General features: G+C 65.3%; 19 protein-coding genes. 13 read left to right on the forward strand and 6 right to left on the reverse strand.

Features of this window, described 5'->3' with window-relative positions:
- Positions 1 to 120 precede the first annotated feature (120 nt).
- The 9 genes from H9639_RS17135 to H9639_RS02410 all read left to right on the forward strand — a co-directional run bounded on the left by H9639_RS17135 (position 121) and on the right by H9639_RS02410 (position 11,048).
- Positions 121 to 1,002: an FKBP-type peptidyl-prolyl cis-trans isomerase gene (locus H9639_RS17135; protein ID WP_191806518.1), complete on the forward strand. Its 882-nt coding sequence runs from the start codon at positions 121 to 123 to the stop codon at positions 1,000 to 1,002.
- A gap of 65 nt (positions 1,003 to 1,067) precedes the next feature.
- Positions 1,068 to 1,463, forward strand: a complete 396-nt coding sequence (locus H9639_RS02375; RefSeq protein ID WP_191806519.1) for an FKBP-type peptidyl-prolyl cis-trans isomerase — start codon at positions 1,068 to 1,070, stop codon at positions 1,461 to 1,463.
- Positions 1,464 to 1,561: 98 nt separating this feature from the next.
- Positions 1,562 to 3,559, forward strand: coding sequence for a helix-turn-helix transcriptional regulator (locus H9639_RS02380; protein ID WP_191806520.1), 1,998 nt, complete (start codon positions 1,562 to 1,564; stop codon positions 3,557 to 3,559).
- A 72-nt stretch (positions 3,560 to 3,631) separates the two neighbouring features.
- Positions 3,632 to 3,970: a hypothetical protein gene (locus tag H9639_RS02385; RefSeq protein ID WP_191806521.1), complete on the forward strand. Its 339-nt coding sequence runs from the start codon at positions 3,632 to 3,634 to the stop codon at positions 3,968 to 3,970.
- A 32-nt stretch (positions 3,971 to 4,002) separates the two neighbouring features.
- Positions 4,003 to 4,299 (forward strand): Sec-independent protein translocase subunit TatA, encoded by a 297-nt coding sequence (gene tatA, locus H9639_RS02390; RefSeq protein ID WP_191806522.1) that lies wholly within the window; start codon positions 4,003 to 4,005, stop codon positions 4,297 to 4,299.
- Positions 4,300 to 4,346: 47 nt separating this feature from the next.
- On the forward strand, positions 4,347 to 5,132 hold the full coding sequence (tatC, locus tag H9639_RS02395; RefSeq protein WP_191806523.1) for a twin-arginine translocase subunit TatC: 786 nt from the start codon (positions 4,347 to 4,349) through the stop codon (positions 5,130 to 5,132).
- 91 nt (positions 5,133 to 5,223) lie between these two features.
- Positions 5,224 to 8,073: a DEAD/DEAH box helicase gene (locus H9639_RS02400; RefSeq protein WP_191806524.1), complete on the forward strand. Its 2,850-nt coding sequence runs from the start codon at positions 5,224 to 5,226 to the stop codon at positions 8,071 to 8,073.
- A 115-nt stretch (positions 8,074 to 8,188) separates the two neighbouring features.
- On the forward strand, positions 8,189 to 9,829 hold the full coding sequence (locus H9639_RS02405) for an amidohydrolase (RefSeq protein WP_225219063.1): 1,641 nt from the start codon (positions 8,189 to 8,191) through the stop codon (positions 9,827 to 9,829).
- Between the two features lie 490 nt (positions 9,830 to 10,319).
- Entirely contained in the window at positions 10,320 to 11,048 is a 729-nt protein-coding gene (locus tag H9639_RS02410) for a polyprenol monophosphomannose synthase (RefSeq protein WP_191806525.1), read from the forward strand.
- A 144-nt stretch (positions 11,049 to 11,192) separates the two neighbouring features.
- On the opposite strand, the gene H9639_RS02415 is transcribed toward H9639_RS02410, so the two are convergent.
- The 4 genes from H9639_RS02415 to H9639_RS02430 all read right to left on the reverse strand — a co-directional run bounded on the left by H9639_RS02415 (position 11,193) and on the right by H9639_RS02430 (position 14,472).
- Positions 11,193 to 11,540 (reverse strand): RNA polymerase-binding protein RbpA, encoded by a 348-nt coding sequence (locus H9639_RS02415; RefSeq protein WP_191746590.1) that lies wholly within the window; start codon positions 11,538 to 11,540, stop codon positions 11,193 to 11,195.
- A gap of 264 nt (positions 11,541 to 11,804) precedes the next feature.
- Positions 11,805 to 12,815, reverse strand: coding sequence for an SPFH domain-containing protein (locus H9639_RS02420; protein ID WP_225219064.1), 1,011 nt, complete (start codon positions 12,813 to 12,815; stop codon positions 11,805 to 11,807).
- Positions 12,816 to 12,927: 112 nt separating this feature from the next.
- Positions 12,928 to 13,437, reverse strand: coding sequence for an NfeD family protein (locus tag H9639_RS02425; protein WP_191806872.1), 510 nt, complete (start codon positions 13,435 to 13,437; stop codon positions 12,928 to 12,930).
- Positions 13,438 to 13,584: 147 nt separating this feature from the next.
- Complete coding sequence (locus H9639_RS02430; RefSeq protein ID WP_191806526.1) at positions 13,585 to 14,472, reverse strand: putative RNA methyltransferase; 888 nt, start codon at positions 14,470 to 14,472, stop codon at positions 13,585 to 13,587.
- Positions 14,473 to 14,559: 87 nt separating this feature from the next.
- On the opposite strand from H9639_RS02430, the gene H9639_RS02435 reads away from it, so the two are divergent.
- Positions 14,560 to 16,641 (forward strand): S9 family peptidase, encoded by a 2,082-nt coding sequence (locus tag H9639_RS02435; RefSeq protein WP_191806527.1) that lies wholly within the window; start codon positions 14,560 to 14,562, stop codon positions 16,639 to 16,641.
- An 83-nt stretch (positions 16,642 to 16,724) separates the two neighbouring features.
- Here the strand turns inward: H9639_RS02435 and H9639_RS02440 are convergent, their stop codons facing one another.
- Together H9639_RS02440 and H9639_RS02445 are read right to left on the reverse strand one after the other, a co-directional pair.
- Entirely contained in the window at positions 16,725 to 17,366 is a 642-nt protein-coding gene (locus H9639_RS02440; protein WP_404799703.1) for a peptide deformylase, read from the reverse strand.
- A gap of 152 nt (positions 17,367 to 17,518) precedes the next feature.
- The gene (locus H9639_RS02445; protein ID WP_191746586.1) at positions 17,519 to 17,821 is read right to left on the reverse strand and encodes a DUF4193 domain-containing protein; all 303 of its coding nucleotides are present in this window, start codon (positions 17,819 to 17,821) and stop codon (positions 17,519 to 17,521) included.
- Between the two features lie 749 nt (positions 17,822 to 18,570).
- On the opposite strand from H9639_RS02445, the gene H9639_RS17235 reads away from it, so the two are divergent.
- The 3 genes from H9639_RS17235 (at position 18,571) to H9639_RS16765 (ending at position 20,380) form a co-directional block, all read left to right on the forward strand.
- Positions 18,571 to 18,717 (forward strand): hypothetical protein, encoded by a 147-nt coding sequence (locus H9639_RS17235; protein ID WP_404799704.1) that lies wholly within the window; start codon positions 18,571 to 18,573, stop codon positions 18,715 to 18,717.
- 103 nt (positions 18,718 to 18,820) lie between these two features.
- Positions 18,821 to 19,048, forward strand: a complete 228-nt coding sequence (locus tag H9639_RS17010) for a helix-turn-helix domain-containing protein (protein WP_263598530.1) — start codon at positions 18,821 to 18,823, stop codon at positions 19,046 to 19,048.
- A 498-nt stretch (positions 19,049 to 19,546) separates the two neighbouring features.
- Positions 19,547 to 20,380, forward strand: coding sequence for a hypothetical protein (locus H9639_RS16765; protein ID WP_225219067.1), 834 nt, complete (start codon positions 19,547 to 19,549; stop codon positions 20,378 to 20,380).
- The last annotated feature ends 283 nt before the right edge of the window (positions 20,381 to 20,663 follow it).

Here is a 20,663-nt window from a genome sequence, read left to right on the forward strand (position 1 = left end):
TGATCTAGGCTCCTCTCAGGTCCACGCGTTAGGGTGGGTCTTGCTGCCCTGGGGCCGGCGGGGCCTGTGGCCGTGCTGATCCCGGTGGCCGTGTCATTGCCCACCACTGAAAGAAGTACGGTGCGAAAAGTACTAGCTCTGCTCCTGCCCGCCCTTTTGCTGCTCACCGCCTGTTCCGGCAGCAGCAGCTCCGAGCCGCTGTCCTCCGTAAAGGTCAGTTCCAACGGCGACAACACGGTCCCGACCGTGGAGTTCGACACACCGCTGAGCCTGGATGAGCCCACCCTGGTGCGGGTGAACGACGGCGACGGCGAAGAACTTACGGACGGGCAAACCGCCTCGATCCGCCTCGTGGTGCTCGATCCGGAAAGCGGAGAGGCCGGCCAGGAGACGTACACCGCCGACACCGCTGAGGACATTGCTGTTGACGAGACCCTCAAGCAGGGCAACGAGCAGATGTACAGTGCACTGGTCGGAGCGCCCGTCGGCTCTGACTTCGCCTACTACGTTCCTGGTAACGACACCGCCGGAACCTCACCCAATTTCATTGTCTTCACCCTGGCCGGGGCCCGTGATGTGCCCACCCGCGCCTGGGGAACCGACGTCGCACCGGTCGACGGCCTGCCGACCGTCACGCTGGCTGAGGACGGCAAGCCGACCATCACCATTCCCGAGGGCGAAGCTCCCACGGAGCTGGTGGCCCAGGAACTCAAGACCGGCGACGGCGCCGTCGTTGAAGCCGACGACACCGTGACTGTGCAGTACCACGGAGTGAAGTACTCCGACGGTTCAGTCTTCGACTCCAGCTGGGAGCGCGGAAGTTCCACCTCCTTCGGCCTGAACCAGGTGATTTCCGCTTGGACCGACGGTCTCGCGGGCAAGAAGGTCGGCTCGCAGGTACTGATCGTCGCTCCGCCTGCAACTGCCTACGGTGCCTCCGAGGGCAACGAACTCCAGAACGAAACCCTGGTGTTCGTGGTCGACATCCTCGAAGCCAAGTAGAGCCACGCCAGGCAGCCGGTTAGATCCGGATAAGATGGCAGGCAGTCCCACAACGAAGGAGCAACATGTCATTCGGAAAGCGCGAATACGACCGCCAGAAGCCGGAAATTGATTTCCCGGAGCACGATGCTCCGACCGAACTCGTCATCGAAGACATTGTTGTCGGTGACGGGGCAGAGGCGAAGGCCGGAGACACCGTCTCCACCCACTACGTCGGTGTGGCGTTCTCCACCGGAGAAGAGTTCGACGCTTCCTGGAACCGTGGCGCCCCGCTGGACTTCACCGTGGGAATCGGCCAGGTCATCGAGGGCTGGGACCAGGGTCTGCTTGGTATGAAGGTAGGCGGCCGCCGCCGCCTCGAGATTCCCTCCCACCTTGCCTACGGTGACCGCGGCGCAGGTTCAGCAATCGCTCCGGGCGAGTCCCTGATTTTCGTGGTTGACCTGCTCGGCGTCCGCTAGGACGTTCTCCCGCCGCCGCAAAGGGCGGACAGCCAGCCGTTTGCGCCGGCTGTCCGCCCTTTGCACGTTTGCCCGCACACGGGCGGTAGATTAGCCGTGTGAGCCCGCAACCTGCCGAGAAGCGAACCGAACGCCTGCTGAATCTGGTGATAGCCCTGCTCTCCAGCCGGCGCGGTTTTACCAAACACGAACTCTTCGAGGAGATTGAGCTCTATTCCGAGGCCGCAACCCCTGAGGCCCGGGAGAAGCTCTTCGACCGGGACAAGGCCTTCCTGCGCGAACAGGGCATCCCCGTGGAGTCCTACAGCGATGACGCGCTCTATGAGCAGGACAACTCCGCGCAGCGCTACCGCATCCGCAGCGAGGAGTACCGGCTTCCCGAGGTCTCCTTCACCGCCGCTGAGTCCGCCGTACTGTCCCTCGCCGCACAGATGTGGGAACAGGCGGCACTGGGGTCCGCCGCCGCCAGGGCGCTGCGCAAACTCCGCGCCCGCGGAGTCATTGCCGAGGACGCCTCCGCCAGCCCTGTCCAGCCCGGCATCCGCACCACCGATCCGAATTTCACGGCAGTGTTCCGGGCAGCCTCGGACCGGCTGCCCATCAGCTTCGGCTACCGTGCCTCCGGGGGAGCCGACAGCACCCGGCACCTTCAGCCCTGGGGCATGGGCTCGCGGTACGGACACTGGTACGTAGTGGGGTGGGACCTGGACCGCCAGGCCGAGCGGTTTTTCCGGCTCTCCCGCATGACCACCCCGGTCAAAACGGGTAAGGCCACCTTCACCGTTCCGTCCGGCTTTGACATTCACACCTCCCTGGCAACACTGGACAGTGTCTTCGCTCCGCAAACCGCGGTTGTAGACGTAAGCCGCGGAGCAGGAGCCGAACTGCGCCTGCGCGCAGCCGGTCCGGAATCAGCGCCCGCCGGCCTTCCCGAACCGGCAGCCGGACGGGACCGGCTCTGCTTCTCCGTCACGGACCTTGACGCGCTGGCCGCGGACACCGCTGCCCTGGGACCGGCGGCCGAGGCAATCCATCCTGCCGATCTGCGCAGCGCCGTCCGCAGTGCCCTGACCCGCGCACTGGCAGCTCAGCAGGAGGCTGTGCCGAAGTACCGGGCACCGGCTGCGCCGCGGCCCCGGTCCCCAAAGGCTGCCGGGGCGCAGGAACACCTGAGCCGCCTCCTGGACCTGGTGCCGTACATTCTGGCCAACCAGGGGGCCGATATGGGCGAAACCGCCCGGAAGTTCGGCATCAGCCGTGACCAGCTGGCAGCTGACCTGAACCTCCTGTTCGTCAGCGGCCCCCGCTACTATCCCAACGGGCTGATGGACGTGAACTTCGAAACCGGCGAGATCTTCATCGACAACGCGGAGAACCTGGCGCAGCCGGTGCGTCTGGCCATGGATGAGGCGGCGGCCCTGATAGTCGGACTGGACACACTGGCGGCGCTGCCGGGTATCGCCCCGCCGGACGCCGTTTCCAGCGCCCACGCGAAGCTGAGCGAGGCCGCTGGAACCGCCGGTGCCGCTGGAAACACCCTCGCCGCCACCCTGCTCCCGGCGGGTGCAGCTCCCTCCATCCTTGAAGATCTGCGCCGCAGCGTAGGCCGCAGGCGCCTGGCAATCCGCTACGTGGTTCCCAGCCGGGACGAAGTCTCAGAACGCGTCATCGATCCGCGCCGGATCTTCTCCGAAAACGACACCTGGTACCTGGACGCCTGGTGCCACCGCGCCGAAGCCACCCGTTTCTTCCGGGTGGACCGGATAGTGAGCTGGGAGGATGCCGGCCCGTTTCCGAAGGACGTGCCGGAAGCCGATCAGCACTTTCCCGCCAGCCTCTTCACCCCCGGGGAAAGCGATGAATCCGTCACAATCCGCCTTGAACCCGCCGCGGCCTGGGTGGCCGACGCCTACCACACGGAACTGCGTGCGGGCCTGCCCGGCGGCGGGCAGGCGGTGGTCCTCCGCACCCCCTCAACGGGCTGGATCCCCGGTTTTATCGCACGGTTGGGCGGTTTGGGTGCGGTGATGCAGCCCGCTGAGCTGCGCACTGAAACCACCGCTTGGCTGGCTTCAGCCCTGCGGAACTACGAATGAACAGCCGGTGAATCCTTCTCCCTGCCGGACGGCACCGGCCGCAGGCTTGCTTACCTCATCTATGCTGGAAACATGCCTTGGTGGTCGTGGATAGTGATTTGGGTTGCGCTGATAGCGGTGGCCCTGCTTTTCTATGCCCTGATCGGCTATCGGATCTTCCGTCAGTTCATGGCAGTGCTCAGCGAAGTCCAGTCTGCCGGATCCCGGCTGTCCTTTACGCCCGCCGCAGTCCCGGCAGCCCCGGAGGACGCAGGCACCCGCGGGCCGGCCATCTTCGAGGACCCGGAGGCAGCACGCCGCCGGTATGAAGACGGCAAGGCAGCGCGGAAGGATGCCCGGCGCGAACGCCGGGTGGAACGCAGGCGCCTGCGGGGACAACCGCGCGCGTGGCGCGACATCCCCGGGCTCTGACATAAAATGACGTCAAACGAAAGGACACCGGCATGCGCTTAGAAGGCTGGCACATTGTCATCATCATTGTTATCGCGATCCTGCTCTTTGGTGCGCCGAAGCTGCCCGGACTCGCACGCAGCGTCGGACAGTCCCTCCGGATTTTCAAGTCCGAGGTACGCCAGATGAAGGACGAAAACACGTCCGGCACCACTGACGGAGAACCCGTCGAAGGCCGCGTTGTGAACAACCCGGCAGCTGCCCCCACCCGGAACCAGGGACCCGCGGCCGGACCGACCCCGCCGTCAGGAACCAGTTCCGGCACCGGTAATCCCCCCACCACCCCGTAGTGGCAGTGGCGCTGACAAGAGGGCGCAAATCCAACCCTGAAGGGCGGATGGCCCTCAAGGATCATCTGAGGGAATTCCGCAACCGGCTCTTCAAAGCGGCCATCGCCGTCGTCCTTGGCACTGTTGGCGGGTTTTTCCTCTACATGCCTGTCTTCAACGAACTGACCCGTCCGGTCCTGGAGTTGTCGAAGCAGGAGGGGCGCCTCGCCACCATCAACTTCGACGGCGTGGCGACATCCTTTGACCAGATGATCCAGGTCTCGGTCTTCATCGGCCTCCTGATCTCCAGTCCGTTCTGGCTCTACCAGCTCTGGGCGTTCATCACCCCGGGGCTGAAGACCAAGGAACGCCGGGCCGCCCTGGGCTTCCTCGCCGCGGCCGTCCCGCTCTTCCTTGCTGGAGTTGCGCTGGCCTGGCTGATTCTGCCCAATGCCGTTCGTGTCCTCACCGACTTCACCCCCGAAGGCGCCGCGAACGTCATCACGGCCTCCGTGTATCTGGCCTTCGTCCTGCGGCTGCTGCTGGCGTTCGGCATCGCGTTCCTGATCCCGGTGGTTATGGTGGGCCTGAATCTTCTGGGGCTCCTGCCCGGAAAGATCATCCTGAAGTACTGGCGCATCACCGTCTTCATCATCTGCCTTTTCGCGGCCATGGCGGCGCCTGGCGGAGATGCGTTGAGCATGTTCTACCTCGCGGCTCCGCTGCTGGTGCTCTTTGCCGTGGCCGTGGGGCTGTGCTTCCTCAATGACAAACGGCGTGCCCGCCGGAACGCTGCCCGGGAAGCCGCCGTGGAGGCGCAGGCGGACAAGGCCTCAAGCCTGGAGGATCTGTAGGCTTCCTCCCGTCTCCGGCAGGCCTGCGGATGGCGGGAGGCCTGCAGCAGCCGAGGCGGTTCATCGGCCCTGAACCGTTTAGGCTGGATATATGACTTCCCCGTCTGAGCGGTACCTTGCCGCCAAAGAACGAACCGGCCACGCGCGGACCCGACTGGGAGTCTTTGAACAGTCCCTCGGGTTCGACCTCGACCCCTTCCAGCTCGAAGCCTGCCGCTCCGTGGAAGCGGGCCGCGGCGTCCTGGTCGCCGCACCTACCGGCGCCGGCAAGACCGTTGTCGGTGAGTTCGCCGTCTACATGGCCCTGGAGCGCGGCCTCAAAGCCTTCTACACCACTCCCATCAAAGCCCTCAGCAACCAGAAGTTCGTGGAGCTCTCCGCCTCCTACGGTTCGGAAAACGTGGGTCTGCTGACAGGGGATACCAGCATCAACCCGGACGCCCCGGTGGTGGTCATGACCACCGAAGTCCTGCGGAACATGCTGTACTCAAACTCTGAAACCCTCGATGACCTCGGTTACGTGGTGATGGATGAGGTCCACTATCTCGCGGACCGGTTCCGCGGAGCGGTCTGGGAAGAAGTCATCATCCACCTGCGCTCAGACGTGCAGCTGGTTTCCCTCAGCGCGACAGTCTCCAACGCCGAGGAATTCGGCGCCTGGCTGGACACCGTCCGCGGCGACACCGACGTCGTCGTCACCGAACACCGGCCGGTGCCCCTCTGGCAGCACGTGATGGTGGGCCGCGAAATCCTCGACCTCTTCGCCACCGACGTCTCCTTCGACGAAGCAGCCGAAGAATCGAACGGGTCCGCCGGGATCAATGACCGGTTCAAGGTCAATCCCGAGCTGCAGGAGCTCGCACGCGCCGAGTCCCGCCTGAACCAGCGCGGCCGGTGGGGCGGCGGGCGCCCCGGCTCCGGCGGCCGCAATCAGTCACGCAGCCGCGGCGGGGCGCCTGCGGGCGGAACCCTGACCCGCACGCCGCGGGCCTCCCGGCCTCAGGTGATTTCACAGCTGAACAAACGCGGGCTGCTGCCCGCCATCACGTTCATCTTCTCCCGCAACGGCTGCGACGCCGCGGTACGGCAGTGCGTCGACGCCGGCCTGACGCTGACCAGCGAGTCAGAGCGCAGCGTCATCGCCCGGATGGTGGACGAAGCCAGCCAGGACATTCCCGAGGACGATCTGGAAGTGCTGGGGTTTTGGACCTGGCGGGAAGGCCTGATCCGCGGTTTCGCCGCACACCACGCCGGCATGCTTCCCACGTTCAAGGAAGTGGTGGAAAGGCTCTTCGCCGCCGGACTGGTCCGTGCCGTGTTCGCCACCGAAACCCTCGCTCTGGGTGTGAACATGCCGGCGCGGTCGGTGGTGCTGGAAAAGCTGGACAAGTTCAACGGCGAAGCCCACGTGGATGTGACAGCGGGGGAGTACACCCAGCTGACCGGCCGTGCCGGACGGCGCGGGATCGACGTCGAAGGCCATGCCGTGGTCCTCTGGCAGCCGGGGACCGATCCGGCTGCAGTTGCGGGACTGGCGTCACGGCGGACCTACCCGCTGAACTCCTCCTTCCGGCCCACCTACAACATGAGCATCAACCTCATAGCCCAGTTCGGGCGCAGCCGTGCCCGGGAGATCCTGGAATCCTCCTTCGCCCAGTTCCAGGCAGACCGCTCTGTCGTCGGGCTGGCCCGCCAGGTCCGCTCGCGCGAAGAGTCGCTGGCCGGATATGAAGAAGCCATGACGTGCCACCTCGGCGACTTCAGTGAGTACGCCGCGCTCCGCCGACAGCTGTCCGACCTGGAGCACACCGCCTCCCGGTCCAAGGCACGCAACCGGCGCAGTGCCGCCGCCGCGTCGCTGGAGACGCTGCGGCCGGGCGACGTCGTTGATGTTCCCGGAGGCCGCAGCCCGGGTTATGCCGTAGTGCTCAGCACCGACACCAATGGCCGCGAACCCGCCCCGTCCATCCTGACCGAGGACAAGCAGATCCGCCGCCTGTTTGTGCAGGACCTGGACGGCCCCGTGAACGTTGTCTCCCAGATCCGCATCCCCAAATCCTTCAACGCCCGCACTCCCAAGGACCGCCGGGACCTCACGTCCTCCCTGCGCAACGCACTCCGCGAGCACCGCCCGCCCCGGCCTGCCGGCGGCCGCGGCGCGTCGCTGCATGCGGCCGGCAGCGAGGCCCAGGAGCAGGCCATCGCCGACCTCCGGCGCCGTCTGCGGTCCCATCCCTGCCATGGCTGCAGCGACCGTGAGGACCACGCCCGCTGGGCCGAGCGCTGGTGGAAGCTGCGGCGCGAGACCGACAACCTCTCTGCCCAGATCCGCGGACGCACCAACACCATCGCTAAGACGTTCGACCGGGTGAGCAGCGTCCTGTCCCACTACGGCTACGTCGCCGCAGATGCCGACGGCGTTCCCCGGGTTACCCCGGCGGGAACCAAGCTGCGCCGGATCTACGGCGAAAAGGACCTGCTGACGGCCCTCGGACTGGAGCGTGGCGCCTTTGACGACGTCGACGCCGTCGAGCTTGCCTGCCTTGCCACCGCACTGGTCTACCAGCCCAAGCGGGAAGAACGCGGCCTCCGACCGCGGATGCCGAGCGCAGTGCTGGACGGCGCCGTCGACATCCTCATCCGCCAGTGGTCCGAGCTCACGGACCTCGAGGAGGCAGAAAAGCTGCCGCTGACCGGTGAGCCGGAGCTCGGTCTTGTCTGGCCGATGTACAAATGGGTCAACGGCAAGCACCTCCAGGTGGCCCTCAACGGCACCGAGCTGGCGGCCGGAGATTTCGTCCGCTGGTCCAAGCAGGTCATTGACCTGATCGACCAGCTGGCGAAGGTGCCGGATATTTCTGATGCACTGCGCCGGCGCTGCCGTGAGGCCATCGAGCTGATCCGGCGCGGCGTCGTCGCGTACTCCGCCGTCAGTGAATGATCGGCCGTCAGTGAATAGCCCCACCGGCGCATAATCCCGCCAGCACCTGCTGGCCTTTTCCGGTTCCGTCCATGAGGGCGGTTCCAACTGCACGAATTGAAGAACAGGTGAGTCCTTGAACACCACGGCCCCGGCGAAAAGCCTGACCCTTTACCGCAACGGTTCTGTCTACAGCGCCGCCGATCCCTTCGCGACCGCCATGCTGGTGGACGGTGACACCATCGCCTGGGTGGGATCGGAGCACGCCGCCACCTCCATCCAGGACTCCAGCATGCGCGTGGTGGACCTGCAGGGCGCACTGGCCGCACCGGGTTTCGTGGATTCCCACGTCCACCTGACGGAAGCCGGCCTTGCCGAATCCTCCCTGGATCTCTCCGGGGCGCGGTCGCTCGCGGAACTGCTCGACGCCGTCGCTGCCGCAGCCCGCGATACAGCCGGCCTGATTACCGGCCATGGCTGGGATGAGACGGGCTGGCCCGAGGGCCGGGTGCCGACCGCCGCGGAGCTCGACGCCGCGTCCGGACAGCGCCGTGTTTATCTGGCACGTGCGGATGTGCACTGTGCGGTGGTCTCCGCGACGCTGGCGGCGGAGCTGCATCTGGCCGGGATGGACGGCTGGGACAACGGTTTTGTGATCCGGGCCGCCCACGATGCCGCCCGCACCGTCTCCCGGAATCTGAGCCTTTCCGAACGGGCCAGTTACCAGCGGGCAGCCCTGGACCTGGCGGCCTCCCGCGGAATCGTTGCCGTGGCGGAAATGGCAGCACCTCACATCGTCCCGCCGGAGGACCTGCGGCAGCTGCTGGGCCTGGAAGGCAGCCTCGGAGCGGGGCCGGTGCCGCAGGTGCTTCCCTACTGGGGACAGCTGGTGCGCAGTGAAGCTGAGCTCTCCGAGGTGACCGATATGTTTAGCGGCCGGCTGCTTGGCCTGGGCGGAGACCTGAACATCGACGGCTCCATCGGCGCCAGGACCGCGGCGCTCCGCGAACCGTATACCGATGCTCCCGAGACTTCCGGCAGCCTGTACCTCGGTGTGGAGGAAGCGGGGCGGCATATCGAACTGGCCACACGGGCCGGCCTGCAGGCCGGTTTCCACGTGATCGGAGACGCCGGACTGGATGCAGCCATCCGTGCCCTGCAGTTGGCAGCGGACGCCGTGGGGGAGTCCGCCGTACGCGCTGCCCACCACCGTCTGGAGCACGTGGAGCTGAGCGACGACGCAGCTATCTCCGAGTTGGTCCGTTTCGGTGTTACGGCCAGCATGCAGCCTGTCTTCGACGCGGTGTGGGGAGGCCCCGGCCGGATGTACTCCCAGCGCCTGGGATCCCGCAGCACCGGCATGAACCGTTACGCTGCCCTGCTCTCGGCGGGTGTTCCGGTCGTCTTCGGCTCTGATGCTCCTGTAACGTCGCTGGACCCCTGGCGTACGGTGCAGGCCGCCGTGATGCATTCCTCTGCGCACGAACGGATTTCCGCCCGTGCGGCGTTCATAGCGCACACGCGGGCCGGATGGCGGGCTGCGGGGACAGGCAACCCGATGCTGGGCCAGCTGGCGCCGGGCACACCCGCGTCCTTCGCCGTGTGGGAGGCCGACGAGTTGATGGTCCAGACCCCCGATGCCTCCGTGGCGTCCTGGAGCACGGATCCCCGGGCCGGAACACCCCTGCTTCCGGCGCTGGATACAGACAGCCTCCCACGGTGCCTGCAGACGGTGCACCACGGCGCCGAACTCTACCGTGCGCCCGATTTTAGTTAGGCGCCGGATTTTAGTTAGGTACCCGATTTCGGTTAGGCACCCGAAAAAGATTTCTCCGGTCCGGGACAGTCAATTGTGCCGCTGACCTGCGGCAATGCAGTTTTGCCTAGTCAGCACCGTGTTGACACTTACCGCTCAGCACGTAGTCTAGGTGAACCGCAGCACGAACCGGCCTAGGCCGGAATCGAGCTGCCACGGCCCGAGCACGTGTGTGTGGGGGGTTGATGGGCCTTCCGTCCATTTAAGGTGCGGGGTCATCAGTTGCAGCACATTGGGGTGGGTTCATCCGTCAGTAGAAAACAGGCCTGGGACTCCCGGGACTGGCCCGAAGGCGGCGGAACCCGCCCCTTTGCCTGCCTGTGCCCACTCCGCTCCCGGAGATCAGGGCGCCCAGCGGTGCGGGGTCCAATATACTGGTAATTCTGCCGCCGACACGGCAGTCCTCCGAGCCGCGAGCAGCGCGGCTCGTGTTCGTTGAAAGGCCCTTTGCGTGCGCGTCCTGACCATCATCCCCACTTACAACGAGATCGAGTCGCTGCCCAAGACCCTCCAGCGGCTGCGGGCCGCCGTCCCGGATTCCGACGTCCTGATTGCGGACGACAACAGCCCGGACGGCACCGGCGCCTACGCCGACGAGCAGGCAGCGCGGGACCCTCAGGTCCATGTACTGCACCGCAAGGGCAAGGAAGGCCTGGGCGCAGCATATATCGCTGGATTCCGCTGGGGCCTGGAGAACGGGTATGACATTCTCGTGGAAATGGATGCGGACGGTTCGCATAAGCCGGAGCAGCTGCCGCTGCTGCTCGAAGCATCCAAGGCGGGAGCGGATCTGGTCATCGGTTCCCGGTGGGTCCCGGGCGGTTCGGTGGTCAACTGGCCCCTCCACCGCAAACTTCTCTCCCGCGCCGGCAGCACCTATTCCAGACTGATGCTGGGAATCCGCACCCGTGACATTACTGCCGGCTACCGTGCCTTCCGCCGGAGCACGCTGGAACGGCTGGACCTGTCAGCTGTCGAATCCGTTGGCTACGGCTTCCAGGTCGATATGACTTTCCGGGTCGCCCGCATGGGCATGACCATTCAGGAAGTCCCCATCACCTTCGTTGAACGGGAGCTAGGCGCTTCCAAGATGAGCGGCAACATCGTCTTCGAAGCGATCGCCAATGTCACCAAGTGGGGCCTCTCCGCCCGGTGGCAGAAACTGACCGGCCGCGGGTAACCCGCATAACAAAAGAACCGGCTGCCAAAAGATTGGCAGCCGGTTCTTTTGTTGTTTTAGTTCAGTTCAGGGCGTCCGCGCCGGAACCGCTCACCAGTCCTGCAGCACAACCAGGGCGGCAGGGCACCAGCGCGCGGTTTCGCGCTAGGAGGCGGTACGCTCGCCCCGGCGCTCCCGCAGCTTGTCCAGGCGGTCCTGAAGAATCACTTCGAGTTCTTCGATGCTGCGGCGTTCCAGGAGCATGTCCCAGTGGGTGCGGACAGGCTTGTCATTGCTTGTGTCAGGCTTTTCGCCGTCCACCAGCAGCGCTTCCTTGCCGGTCTTGGACACCCAGACCGGGGGCACCTCTGCCTCCGCAGCAAAGGTCACAAACACGCGTTCGCCGTCTTCACAGCGGTACTCAACACGCTGGCGGGGAGCCGGCTCCACACCGGATTCCGTCTCCATGCTCTGCGCACCCAGACGCATACCCCGCAGGCTACGATCGCTCATTTTTTCTCCCTAAATCAGTTTCGAAGGACCGGTGAAGGTCCATCCATAGTGCCCGCTGCGCGTCAGCACAGCTGCTAAAGTCTCTTGCCGCACAATCAGGCCCGTCAGGTACAACGCCTTCGCCGCAGATCCTGTTCCCGGCACAGCGGATCAACCGCCCGTTCCCGGCAAACAGTCAATTATACCGGGAGCGGACGCGGTCGGTGACCGCCGCACCCTGCCCGGCTGCGCCCGGTTATCACCGGACCCGTTGCCGGGCTGCGCTTACGGGGCAGCCGTACCGCTTCCGCCCTGCTCTCCGGAGACCGGAGAGACGGTTCCGGCCGTGGGGACAGCAGTCTGCGTGCCTTGCACCGGACCGGAAGCGGGGCGTTCTTCACTGCCCCTGGCATCGGGCAGGAAGTCGCCAAGAGCCGAGCCCACGCCGCGCAGCGCCTCACCGAGCTCGCTCGGAATGATCCACACCTTGTTGGATGTGCCTTCCGCGAGCTTCGGGAGTGTCTGGAGGTACTGGTAAGCGAGGAGCTTCTGGTCCGGGTTGCCCTTGTGAATGGCTTCGAAGACTTTCTGGATCGCCTGGGATTCACCGTCAGCACGCAGGATTGCTGCCTTGGCATCGCCTTCGGCGGCCAGGATGGCGGCCTGCCGGCGGCCTTCTGCCGTGAGGATCTGAGATTGCTTGGTTCCTTCGGCCGTCAGGATGGTGGCGCGGCGTTCACGCTCGGCCCGCATCTGCTTCTCCATCGAATCCTGGATGGACAGGGGCGGCTCGATTGCTTTCAGCTCCACCCGCGAGACCCGGATGCCCCATCGGCCCGTTGCCTCGTCCAGGACACCGCGGAGCTGGCCGTTGATCCGGTCACGCGAGGTGAGGGCCTCTTCGAGGTTCAACCCGCCGACGACGTTGCGCAGCGTGGTTGTGGTGAGCTGTTCAACGGCGTGGATGTAATTGGCGATCTCATAGGTCGCCGCCCGGGCGTCCGTCACTTGGAAGTAGACCACCGTATCGATGGACACCACCAGGCTGTCCTCCGTAATTACCTGCTGCGGCGGGAAGGACACCACCTGCTCGCGCAGGTCCAGCAGGGGAAGCAGCCGGTCCACAAAGGGAATGAGGATATTCAGGCCCGGATTCAGGGTGCGCAGGTACTTTCCGAGGCGTTCGACGACTCCCGCCCTCGCCTGCGGAATGATCCGGATGGACTTAACCAGTACCACCAGGACAAAGATGACCAGGACGGCCAGGACAATCAGCAGAACGATCGTGTTGTTCATGTTCCCCCTTGCATTGCGGCGGAATCCTCGCGGCCCCGCCTGATAGGTGCCCATCGGTCGAAACCGTCGGGCTGCGTCCGGCAGGCAGCACCTTTCGGACAGATTAGGTTTGTCAGCGGCCGGTCAACCCGTCGTCCTGGCCGAAGGGGCCGGCAGGTTCGGTTCCGCCGGCGGGACGAATGGGTTCCACAACGGCCGTGGCTCCGTCGATCCTGGTCACCGCGACCTGTTCGCCCGCGGGCAGCAGCGAGCCGTCCCCTGACCGTGCCGTCCAGGTGTCCCCGCCGATCTTGACGGTTCCGCTGCGGGAGCCAACCGGTTCCAAAGTCACCGCGGCCTCACCGATGAGACGCTCGATGTTGGACCGCTGGTCCCGCGTACCCATGTTCAGGTGTTTCAGCGCCACGGGCCGGACAAGGACAATCATCAGCAGCGAAACAACCGAGAAAACGACCACCTGAAGAAACAGCGGAGCCGAGAGAATCGCCGCGAGCATGGCCGCCAGTGCGCCTACGGACAACATGGCGAAGAAAAGGTCCAGGGTGAGGGTCTCTATGGCAGCGAGGCCGAGGAAGAGAACCAGCCAGACCACCCAGCCGTAAGTCACGAGCCATTCGTACACTTCTTGCATGATGCTTCCCTCCGGCTCCACCCAGTCCCACGCCGGGAGTTGTTTGCCGGCCGGCAGCGGGCGGAGGAGTCTATGCAGGCTTTTGGCTTATTCTGCCTGATCTTCAGCCCTTTACCTAGGTAGACCTTTAACGGCGCGTCAGTCTCCGGTACCGGTGTCCTGCTGCACGGACTTCGCATCGCGCGGCTCCAAAGCCCGGAACCGCTGCAGGGCGAACGCCGCACTAACCCGCAGGGGGAAGGAAACAGACTCCAGCGCCGCTTCCAGAACCGCCGGATCGAGGTGGTGGGCGGAGGGGCCCATCAGCGCTGCGTTACGCACGTCGGCCCGGGACAGGATCATGGTGTATTCCAGAGACTGGCTGTCCTCCAAGGCGAAGCCGTCACCGAGTGAACCGGCAACCCTGTCCGCCTTTTCCGGACCAATACCGAGCAGCCCGCCCAGCGACCGCAGTTCACGCAGGTGCGCAGGCAGGGGAGTGACGACGACGAGAATCCCGCCAGGGCGCAGCACCCGGCGGAACTCGGCGGGGTTCCGGGGAGCAAACACGTTCAGCAGGGCGTCTGCCGTGCCGTCGGCCAGCGGAAGACGGCGCCAGACATCCCATACCAGCGCGTATCCCTGGGGCAGAGCCTTAGCCGCCCGGCGGAGGGCGAACTTCGAAATATCCAGGGCCACCGTGGCGGACGCATCCACCGTCCGCGCTGCTTCAGCGAGGTAGTAGCCGGTGCCGGCTCCGGCATCAACAAGCACCGGGCTGGCTCCAGCTCCCGTCACCATGGCAGCTACCGCCTCGGCCAGCCGGCGGTAGTGGCCGGCAGCCAAAAAGTCTGCCCGCGCCTGCACCATCGCGGCGCTGTCTGCCTGGAATTTGGTCCCTGCACCGGTCAGCAGGTTGAAGTACCCCTGGCGCGCCGCATCAAACTGGTGCCCCGAGCTGCAGACCAGCTGCTTCCGGTCCTGACGAGGTACCAGCGCCTCCTGACAAACTGGGCAGGTCAGCAGGACTTTGTGTGCGGAGGGCATATCCCAATCCTAGGCCGCAGAGTCCTTGCCGCAGTGCCGGTGCGCCCGCTGAAGGCGCAGCATCTGCGGCTTGCTAAGCTCGGAACCGTGAAACCTAGTGATCTGGATCTCCTGAACTCTGTCTCCGAACCGGCCCTCCACCCTGACGGAAGCCGCGCCGTCGTCGCCGTCCAGCGGCCCGACTTCACCGCCGATGCCTACGTGGGGCAGCTGTGGACCATAGGCCTGGAAGGCGGGGAGCCGCAGCGGATCACCCGAGGTTTTCATGACTCCGCCCCGCGCTTTTCGCCCGACGGAACAATCCTTGCCTTTCTGCGGTCCGGACCGGGGGAGCGTCCGCAGCTTTTTGCCATGCCCGCAGGGGGAGGGGAACCGGTGCAGCTGACCGACCGGCGGCTGGGCGTTTCCTGGTTCCGTTTCTCACCTGACTCCACCCGGATTGTCTTCTCCTCCCGTGACCCGGAGCACGGCCGTTACGGCACCGTCGAGGGGGTTTCCCCCGGTGCGGAGGACCCCCGGCTCATCACAACCCTTAACTATCGGATGAACGGGGCTGGATACTCGCGGGACAAACGTATCCAGGCGTTTGTGCTCACCCTGCCGGACCTCGCCGGGGAACCCTTCATCAAACCGGCCGGCCGCGCAGCGGCAGACGGGCAGACTGCCGGAGCAAGCAGCGCCACCGGCCTTCCCGAGTCACTGCAGCTCACCGACTACGATGCCGATGTCCTGCAACCGGTTTTCTCGGCCGACGGCACCCACGTCCTGTTCACCGCAGCCCTGCATCCGGAGGCCGATACTGATCTGGTCACCGACGTCTACGCGGTCCGGGCCGGCGGGGGAGGCCAGCCGGAACGCCTGAGCAACCTCGGTTCGGGTGGACGGCTGTCCGTGTGCGATCCGGTGCAGAGCCTGGATGGAAAGTGGCTGTTCTACCTGGCCCAGGACCTGACCGACAACGGCCTGGACTTCGTAGCCCGCAACACCGCCCTCTATGCCGCTCCGGTCCTGGACCCGGCATCCCCGGTCCGGCTGAGTGATCCGGCAGTCATGGACCTGGCCGGCGGCGGAATCGTCCCGGTTGGCGCGGATGCCGCGCTGGTGTTCAATCTGCGCCAGGGCAGCAGTGAACTGCTGCGGGTGCAGGCCCAGGGTGCCGTCAGCACACTGCTCTCAGGCCCGCGGGTAGTAACCGGGGCCGCCGCAGCAGAGTCGGGTGCCGCCGTCGTGACCTTCACGGACCCGGACACGGCCGGTGACGTGGCCGTACTCGATCCCGGGGCGCCCGGGGACCTTCGGGTCCTGAGCGATTTTTCCGCCGCACTGCGCGCCGGAACCACCGTGCGGCCGCTGCGGGAGGAAACCCACCGGTCAGCGGACGGCTATCCGGTGCACGGCTGGGTGGTGCTTCCGGAAGGTGCCGGCCCGCATCCGGTGCTGCTGAACATCCATGGGGGTCCGTTCTCCCAGTACAGCTGGGGACTCTTTGACGAGGCGCAGGTATATGCGGCCGCCGGATATGCCGTGGTGATGTGCAATCCACGCGGCTCCTCCGGCTACGGCCAGGAACACGGCCGCGCCATCAAGGAGGCCATGGGAACCCTGGACCTGCAGGATGTGCTGGGCTTCCTGGAGGGTGTGCTCGCGTCGCATCCGGAGCTCGATGCCGGGCGCCTGGGTGTGATGGGCGGTTCCTATGGCGGCTACCTGACTGCCTGGACGATTGCCCAGGACCACCGGTTTGCCGCTGCGATCGTGGAGCGCGGGTTCCTGGACCCGCTTTCCTTCATCGGCTCCGCGGACATCGGCTGGTTCTTCTCCGCGGCCTACACCGGAACAGATCCGGACCACGTGCTGGCGCAGAGTCCGTTCGCGCAGGTGGAGAAGGTCCGGACCCCGGCGTTGGTCATCCATTCCGAAGAGGACCTGCGGTGCCCGGTGGAGCAGGCGCAGCGGTATTACACGGCTTTGAAGCTCCGGAATATTCCCACTGAACTTTTGCTGTTTCCGGGGGAGAACCACGAGCTTTCCCGGACCGGGACGCCCTGGCACCGCCGTCAGCGGTTCGAGCACATTCTGGCGTGGTGGGCGCGCTGGCTGCCCACCGCCGCGAACACCCCGGCAGAGTCCACGGCAGACGACGGCGAACCGGTCACGGCCGGCGTCTAGCTGTACCCTGGGGCCGCGTCCGTTTTCGGAATCGTGTTTACTGACCTGAGTCCCGGGGGTGCCGCGGTCCGGCGGGTGCGGGGTTAGAAGCCCAGCACGCGCCGGGCCTCGTCGATTCCCGGCGCCGCCCAGCGCGGGTACTCCGCGTTGGAGCACAGTGACCGGGTGAGGACCTTGTCCACGTAGACAATTCCGTTCAGGTGGTCGGTCTCGTGCTGGACAATCCTGGCTGGCCAGCCGTGAAACTCGCGCCGGCGGGTGATGCCGGCTTCGTCGTCGTAGTCCAATGCGACGGAGCGGTGGCGGACCACTACCCCCTGGTACCCCTCAAAGGAGAGGCAGCCCTCGTAGAAGGCGGCCATGCGGTCATCCAGAGGCTCGTACCGGGGATTCAGAATGGTGAAAAACGGCAGGGGAGACCGCTCCCGTTCCTCCGCCACCGCGGGGTCGGCAACAAAGCCGTCTTCCAGCACGGCAAGCCTCAGCGGGATACCGATCTGCGGCGCGGCCAGGCCCACCCCGGGGGCGGCGTGCATCACCCGCCGCATCAGTTCCACCAGCGCAGCCAGCTCATCATCCTCCAGCTGCCCTTCGAAGGGAACGGCCGGCCGGCGCAGCGCAGGATGCCCCAGCTGGACGATAGGAACTTCTTCATGCTCCAGCATCGGCAGGACAAGGCTGCGGATGGCGGCGGCGGTTTCAGCTGGGCCGGGTTCAAATGTCACGGATCCATCCTAAGGGCCCCCGCCCGACGGCGCTGAACGTGCTTCGAGGCCGTGTGCCCGGGGCGGCTGAACCTCACCGTCACAAGAAACCAGGCCCGGAGCATTTTCTGCTCCGGGCCTGGTTTGCTGCACTGTGTGCTGGGGGAGTACCGCTAGCCTTCGCAGTCCACGCAGTACTTGTCGCCGTTCTTCTCCCGGGCCACCTGCGAACGGTGGCGGACGAGGAAGCAGGACATGCAGGTGAATTCGTCTGCCTGGGCCGGAACGACCTTGATCAGCAGTTCTTCACCGGACAGGTCAGCGCCCGGCAGGTCGAAGCCATCGATGGCGTCAGACTCTTCGACATCGATAACCGCCGTCATCGCTCCGCCGCGCTGCTGGGCTTTCAGTCCCTCCAGCGAGTCGGTGGGCTGGTCTTCTTCCTTGACGCGCGGGGCATCGTAATCGGTAGCCATTTGTAGTGCTTATCTCCTGAATTTGTGGGGGGTTCGAGCGTAGATCATATAGGTGAAGCTGCCGATCACACCAAACGGCGGCTCATTGGTGGCCATATTGGTCCGAATAAGGCCTGACCGGTCACACCTGCGGCAGGCCGGGCACCCAGGCAGGGCGCCGGGGATGGATGATCCGGAAGCTGGTGATGGGGTTTTTCAGTGGGCACCACCTCTCTTCCTGCAGGTCAACGCCGATATAACACGCCGAGGTGCTGGAATGTTCCCAGGGGGACGGCAGGCATTATGTAAGGCTGCAAATCGGTCCCGGCTGTTGGTGGGGGACGTTATGTCAACTGAATTTCACAGCCGTTCCCGCCGTGGGCGAGAGCAAAAACACGTAAGGTCCTCACGCAGATTCCACTGCCTGGAAACGGTGTGCGGACAGCGCTGGGCTGTTGGGAGCGGCGTGAGAGCCGCGGTGCGTTCGCCGAAGGGTGCCGAGCGGCGAATTCCGCGCCGCCGCAGGTTGGTACAAACAACCGGCGGGGGTGGCCTGAACCACTTTCCGGCACCTTGTCTTGCACGCCGATAATCCACATTATGTCAACTTGTAATCTGCGTATTGCATCAGATGAATCAATTGTCCCCTGCTGCGCCGGCTCCGGCGCTACCTCAACGAGCTGGGCCTGCCGCTGGATGGCCTGGACCTGCACTCGCTCCGGCGCTCCTACGCAACGCACCGGCTGGAGGACTGATGGGATCCTAGATTCGTGCAACATCAGATGGGCCACGAACACGCCTCAACCACCGGGATCTACCAGTTCGTCAGCGACGACTTCCGCAACACCACGCTCAAGGCGGCGCTGGACCGCACCATGGATGAAGTCCTGGGCGTGCAGATGCGGGGGCAGTGGTGAGGCGCGAAGTCGAATACAAGTGGTGGCTTTCCGAGCTCATGGCAGCACGGGGATTGCACAACACCACCGACCTCATCCCCTCCTGGCCGAGCGGGGCATCACCTTGTCCCGGCCACAGGTCTACCGGCTCGTCAACCAGAAAGCCGAACGCGTCGCACTGCAGGTTATCGCCGCGATCTGCGACATCTTCTCCTGCGGACCCGAGGACCTCATCACCGTCACAGCCGCCGACGTCCGCGCCCGCAGAACCGGCACCAGCGCCCCCAACGTCGTTGACCTGAACCGCACCGTCAGACCCCGACGGGCACGCATCATCGACGATGACCGCTGACAAACCCGAAGGCCTCAGCCCCCGCAGCACCAGCCGCGGCCGGCCCCGCACACGGGGATCGCGACGTGTGCACGCTGCGGCCGAAACGTCGGCCGGACCCGGGCCACCTGGCCCGAAGGCCGAATCTGCGGCCCCTGCTTCACCACCGCCACCCGCACCTACGGGATCTGCCCCGGCTGCGGCCAGCACCGGCTACTGCCCGGCCCGCCCGAAACCATCGAAGGGCCCCGCTGCGCACCCTGCTCAGGCATCCTCCACGACTTCCACTGCAGCCGCTGCAATACGGAAGGCGAGTTCTACCGGCGCGGCATCTGCGCCCGCTGCGCCCTCCGAGATGACCTCAACGAACTACTGCTCACACACCCTGCCGAACCAGAGACTGCCGGCAAAATCGTCGATGTCCTCTGCAAGGCAGACCGGCCCGAAAGCATCATCACCTGGAAGCGCTCCCCCGAAGTCCAGACCCTCCTGACATCTCTGTCATGCGGGCAAACTCCCTTGACACACGAAGGCTTCGACGCCGCGGCTGAGTCGGCGGAACGACCAGCCAATCACCTGCCTGCCCTGTTCATCCATCACGGGCTCCTCCCCTACCAAGACCCGCACCTGGCCCGGTTCGAGACTTGGATTGACAACAAGCTCCGCGACCTGCCCGAGGAGGTCGCCAAACCCCTCAGCCAGTTCGCCACCTGGCATCACCTCCGCCGCATCCGGTCCCTGACAACACCGGAAAAGAGCGCCCAAGCCCCGGTGCACTCCGCCAAACAAGAGATCACCGAAACCATCAAGTTCCTGGACTGGCTCTGGGAAGCCCACCAGCGGACGGCCGCGAGCTGCACCCAGCAAGACATCGAAACCTGGCTCGCCACCGGCCCCACAACCAGAAAAGCCATCCGCACCTTCATCGTCTTCATCAACAACACCGGCACAAATCACCGGGTGGAGATGGGTCACTACACCGCCAAAACACGTCCAACCATCACACAGGACCAACGCGTGGCATGGCTGAGGGAACTGCTGACCGGCACCAGTGAATCCCTGCCCTACAGAGTCGCCGGCATCCTGCTGCTTCTCTACGCCCAACCGCTCGTGCGGGTAGCCAAACTCCGGACCGATGCCGTCGAAATCAGCCGAACCAACGAAAAGGTGAGGATCAGCTTCGGCGCCCATCCGGTGCCCGTTCCCGAGCCTTTCGCAGATCTACTTCAAGAGCACCTCGCGAGCCGTCCGAATCTCAGAACCGGGGCGGGCACTCAAAGCCGGTGGCTCTTCCCGGGGAACCCGCGCCGGTCAGTCACTACACCCAAACACCATCATGGACAGGCTCCGTAACCTGGGCATCGACCTGCGCGGGGCACGAATCACTGCCTTGGACGAACACCTGTTAGTCTCACCGCCGCCACTGGTCGCCGACGCACTCGGATACAGCCACCAAATCGCATTCCTCCACGCCGACAACGCAGGCGACGCATGGGCCCGCTACGTCAACCGGCGGACAACCCGTAAACAAATTGGTTCTCCGGTCGGATTAGGCGCGGCTGTTCGAGTAAATCCGGACAGACGAGGCCGCGGTTGCTCAGTGGGCGTCAGGTCCAGCTTTTCCGCTTTCCGATGA

Origin of the sequence: Arthrobacter gallicola (genome assembly GCF_014836775.1) — a bacterium.
GTDB classification, from domain to species: domain Bacteria; phylum Actinomycetota; class Actinomycetes; order Actinomycetales; family Micrococcaceae; genus Arthrobacter_B; species Arthrobacter_B gallicola.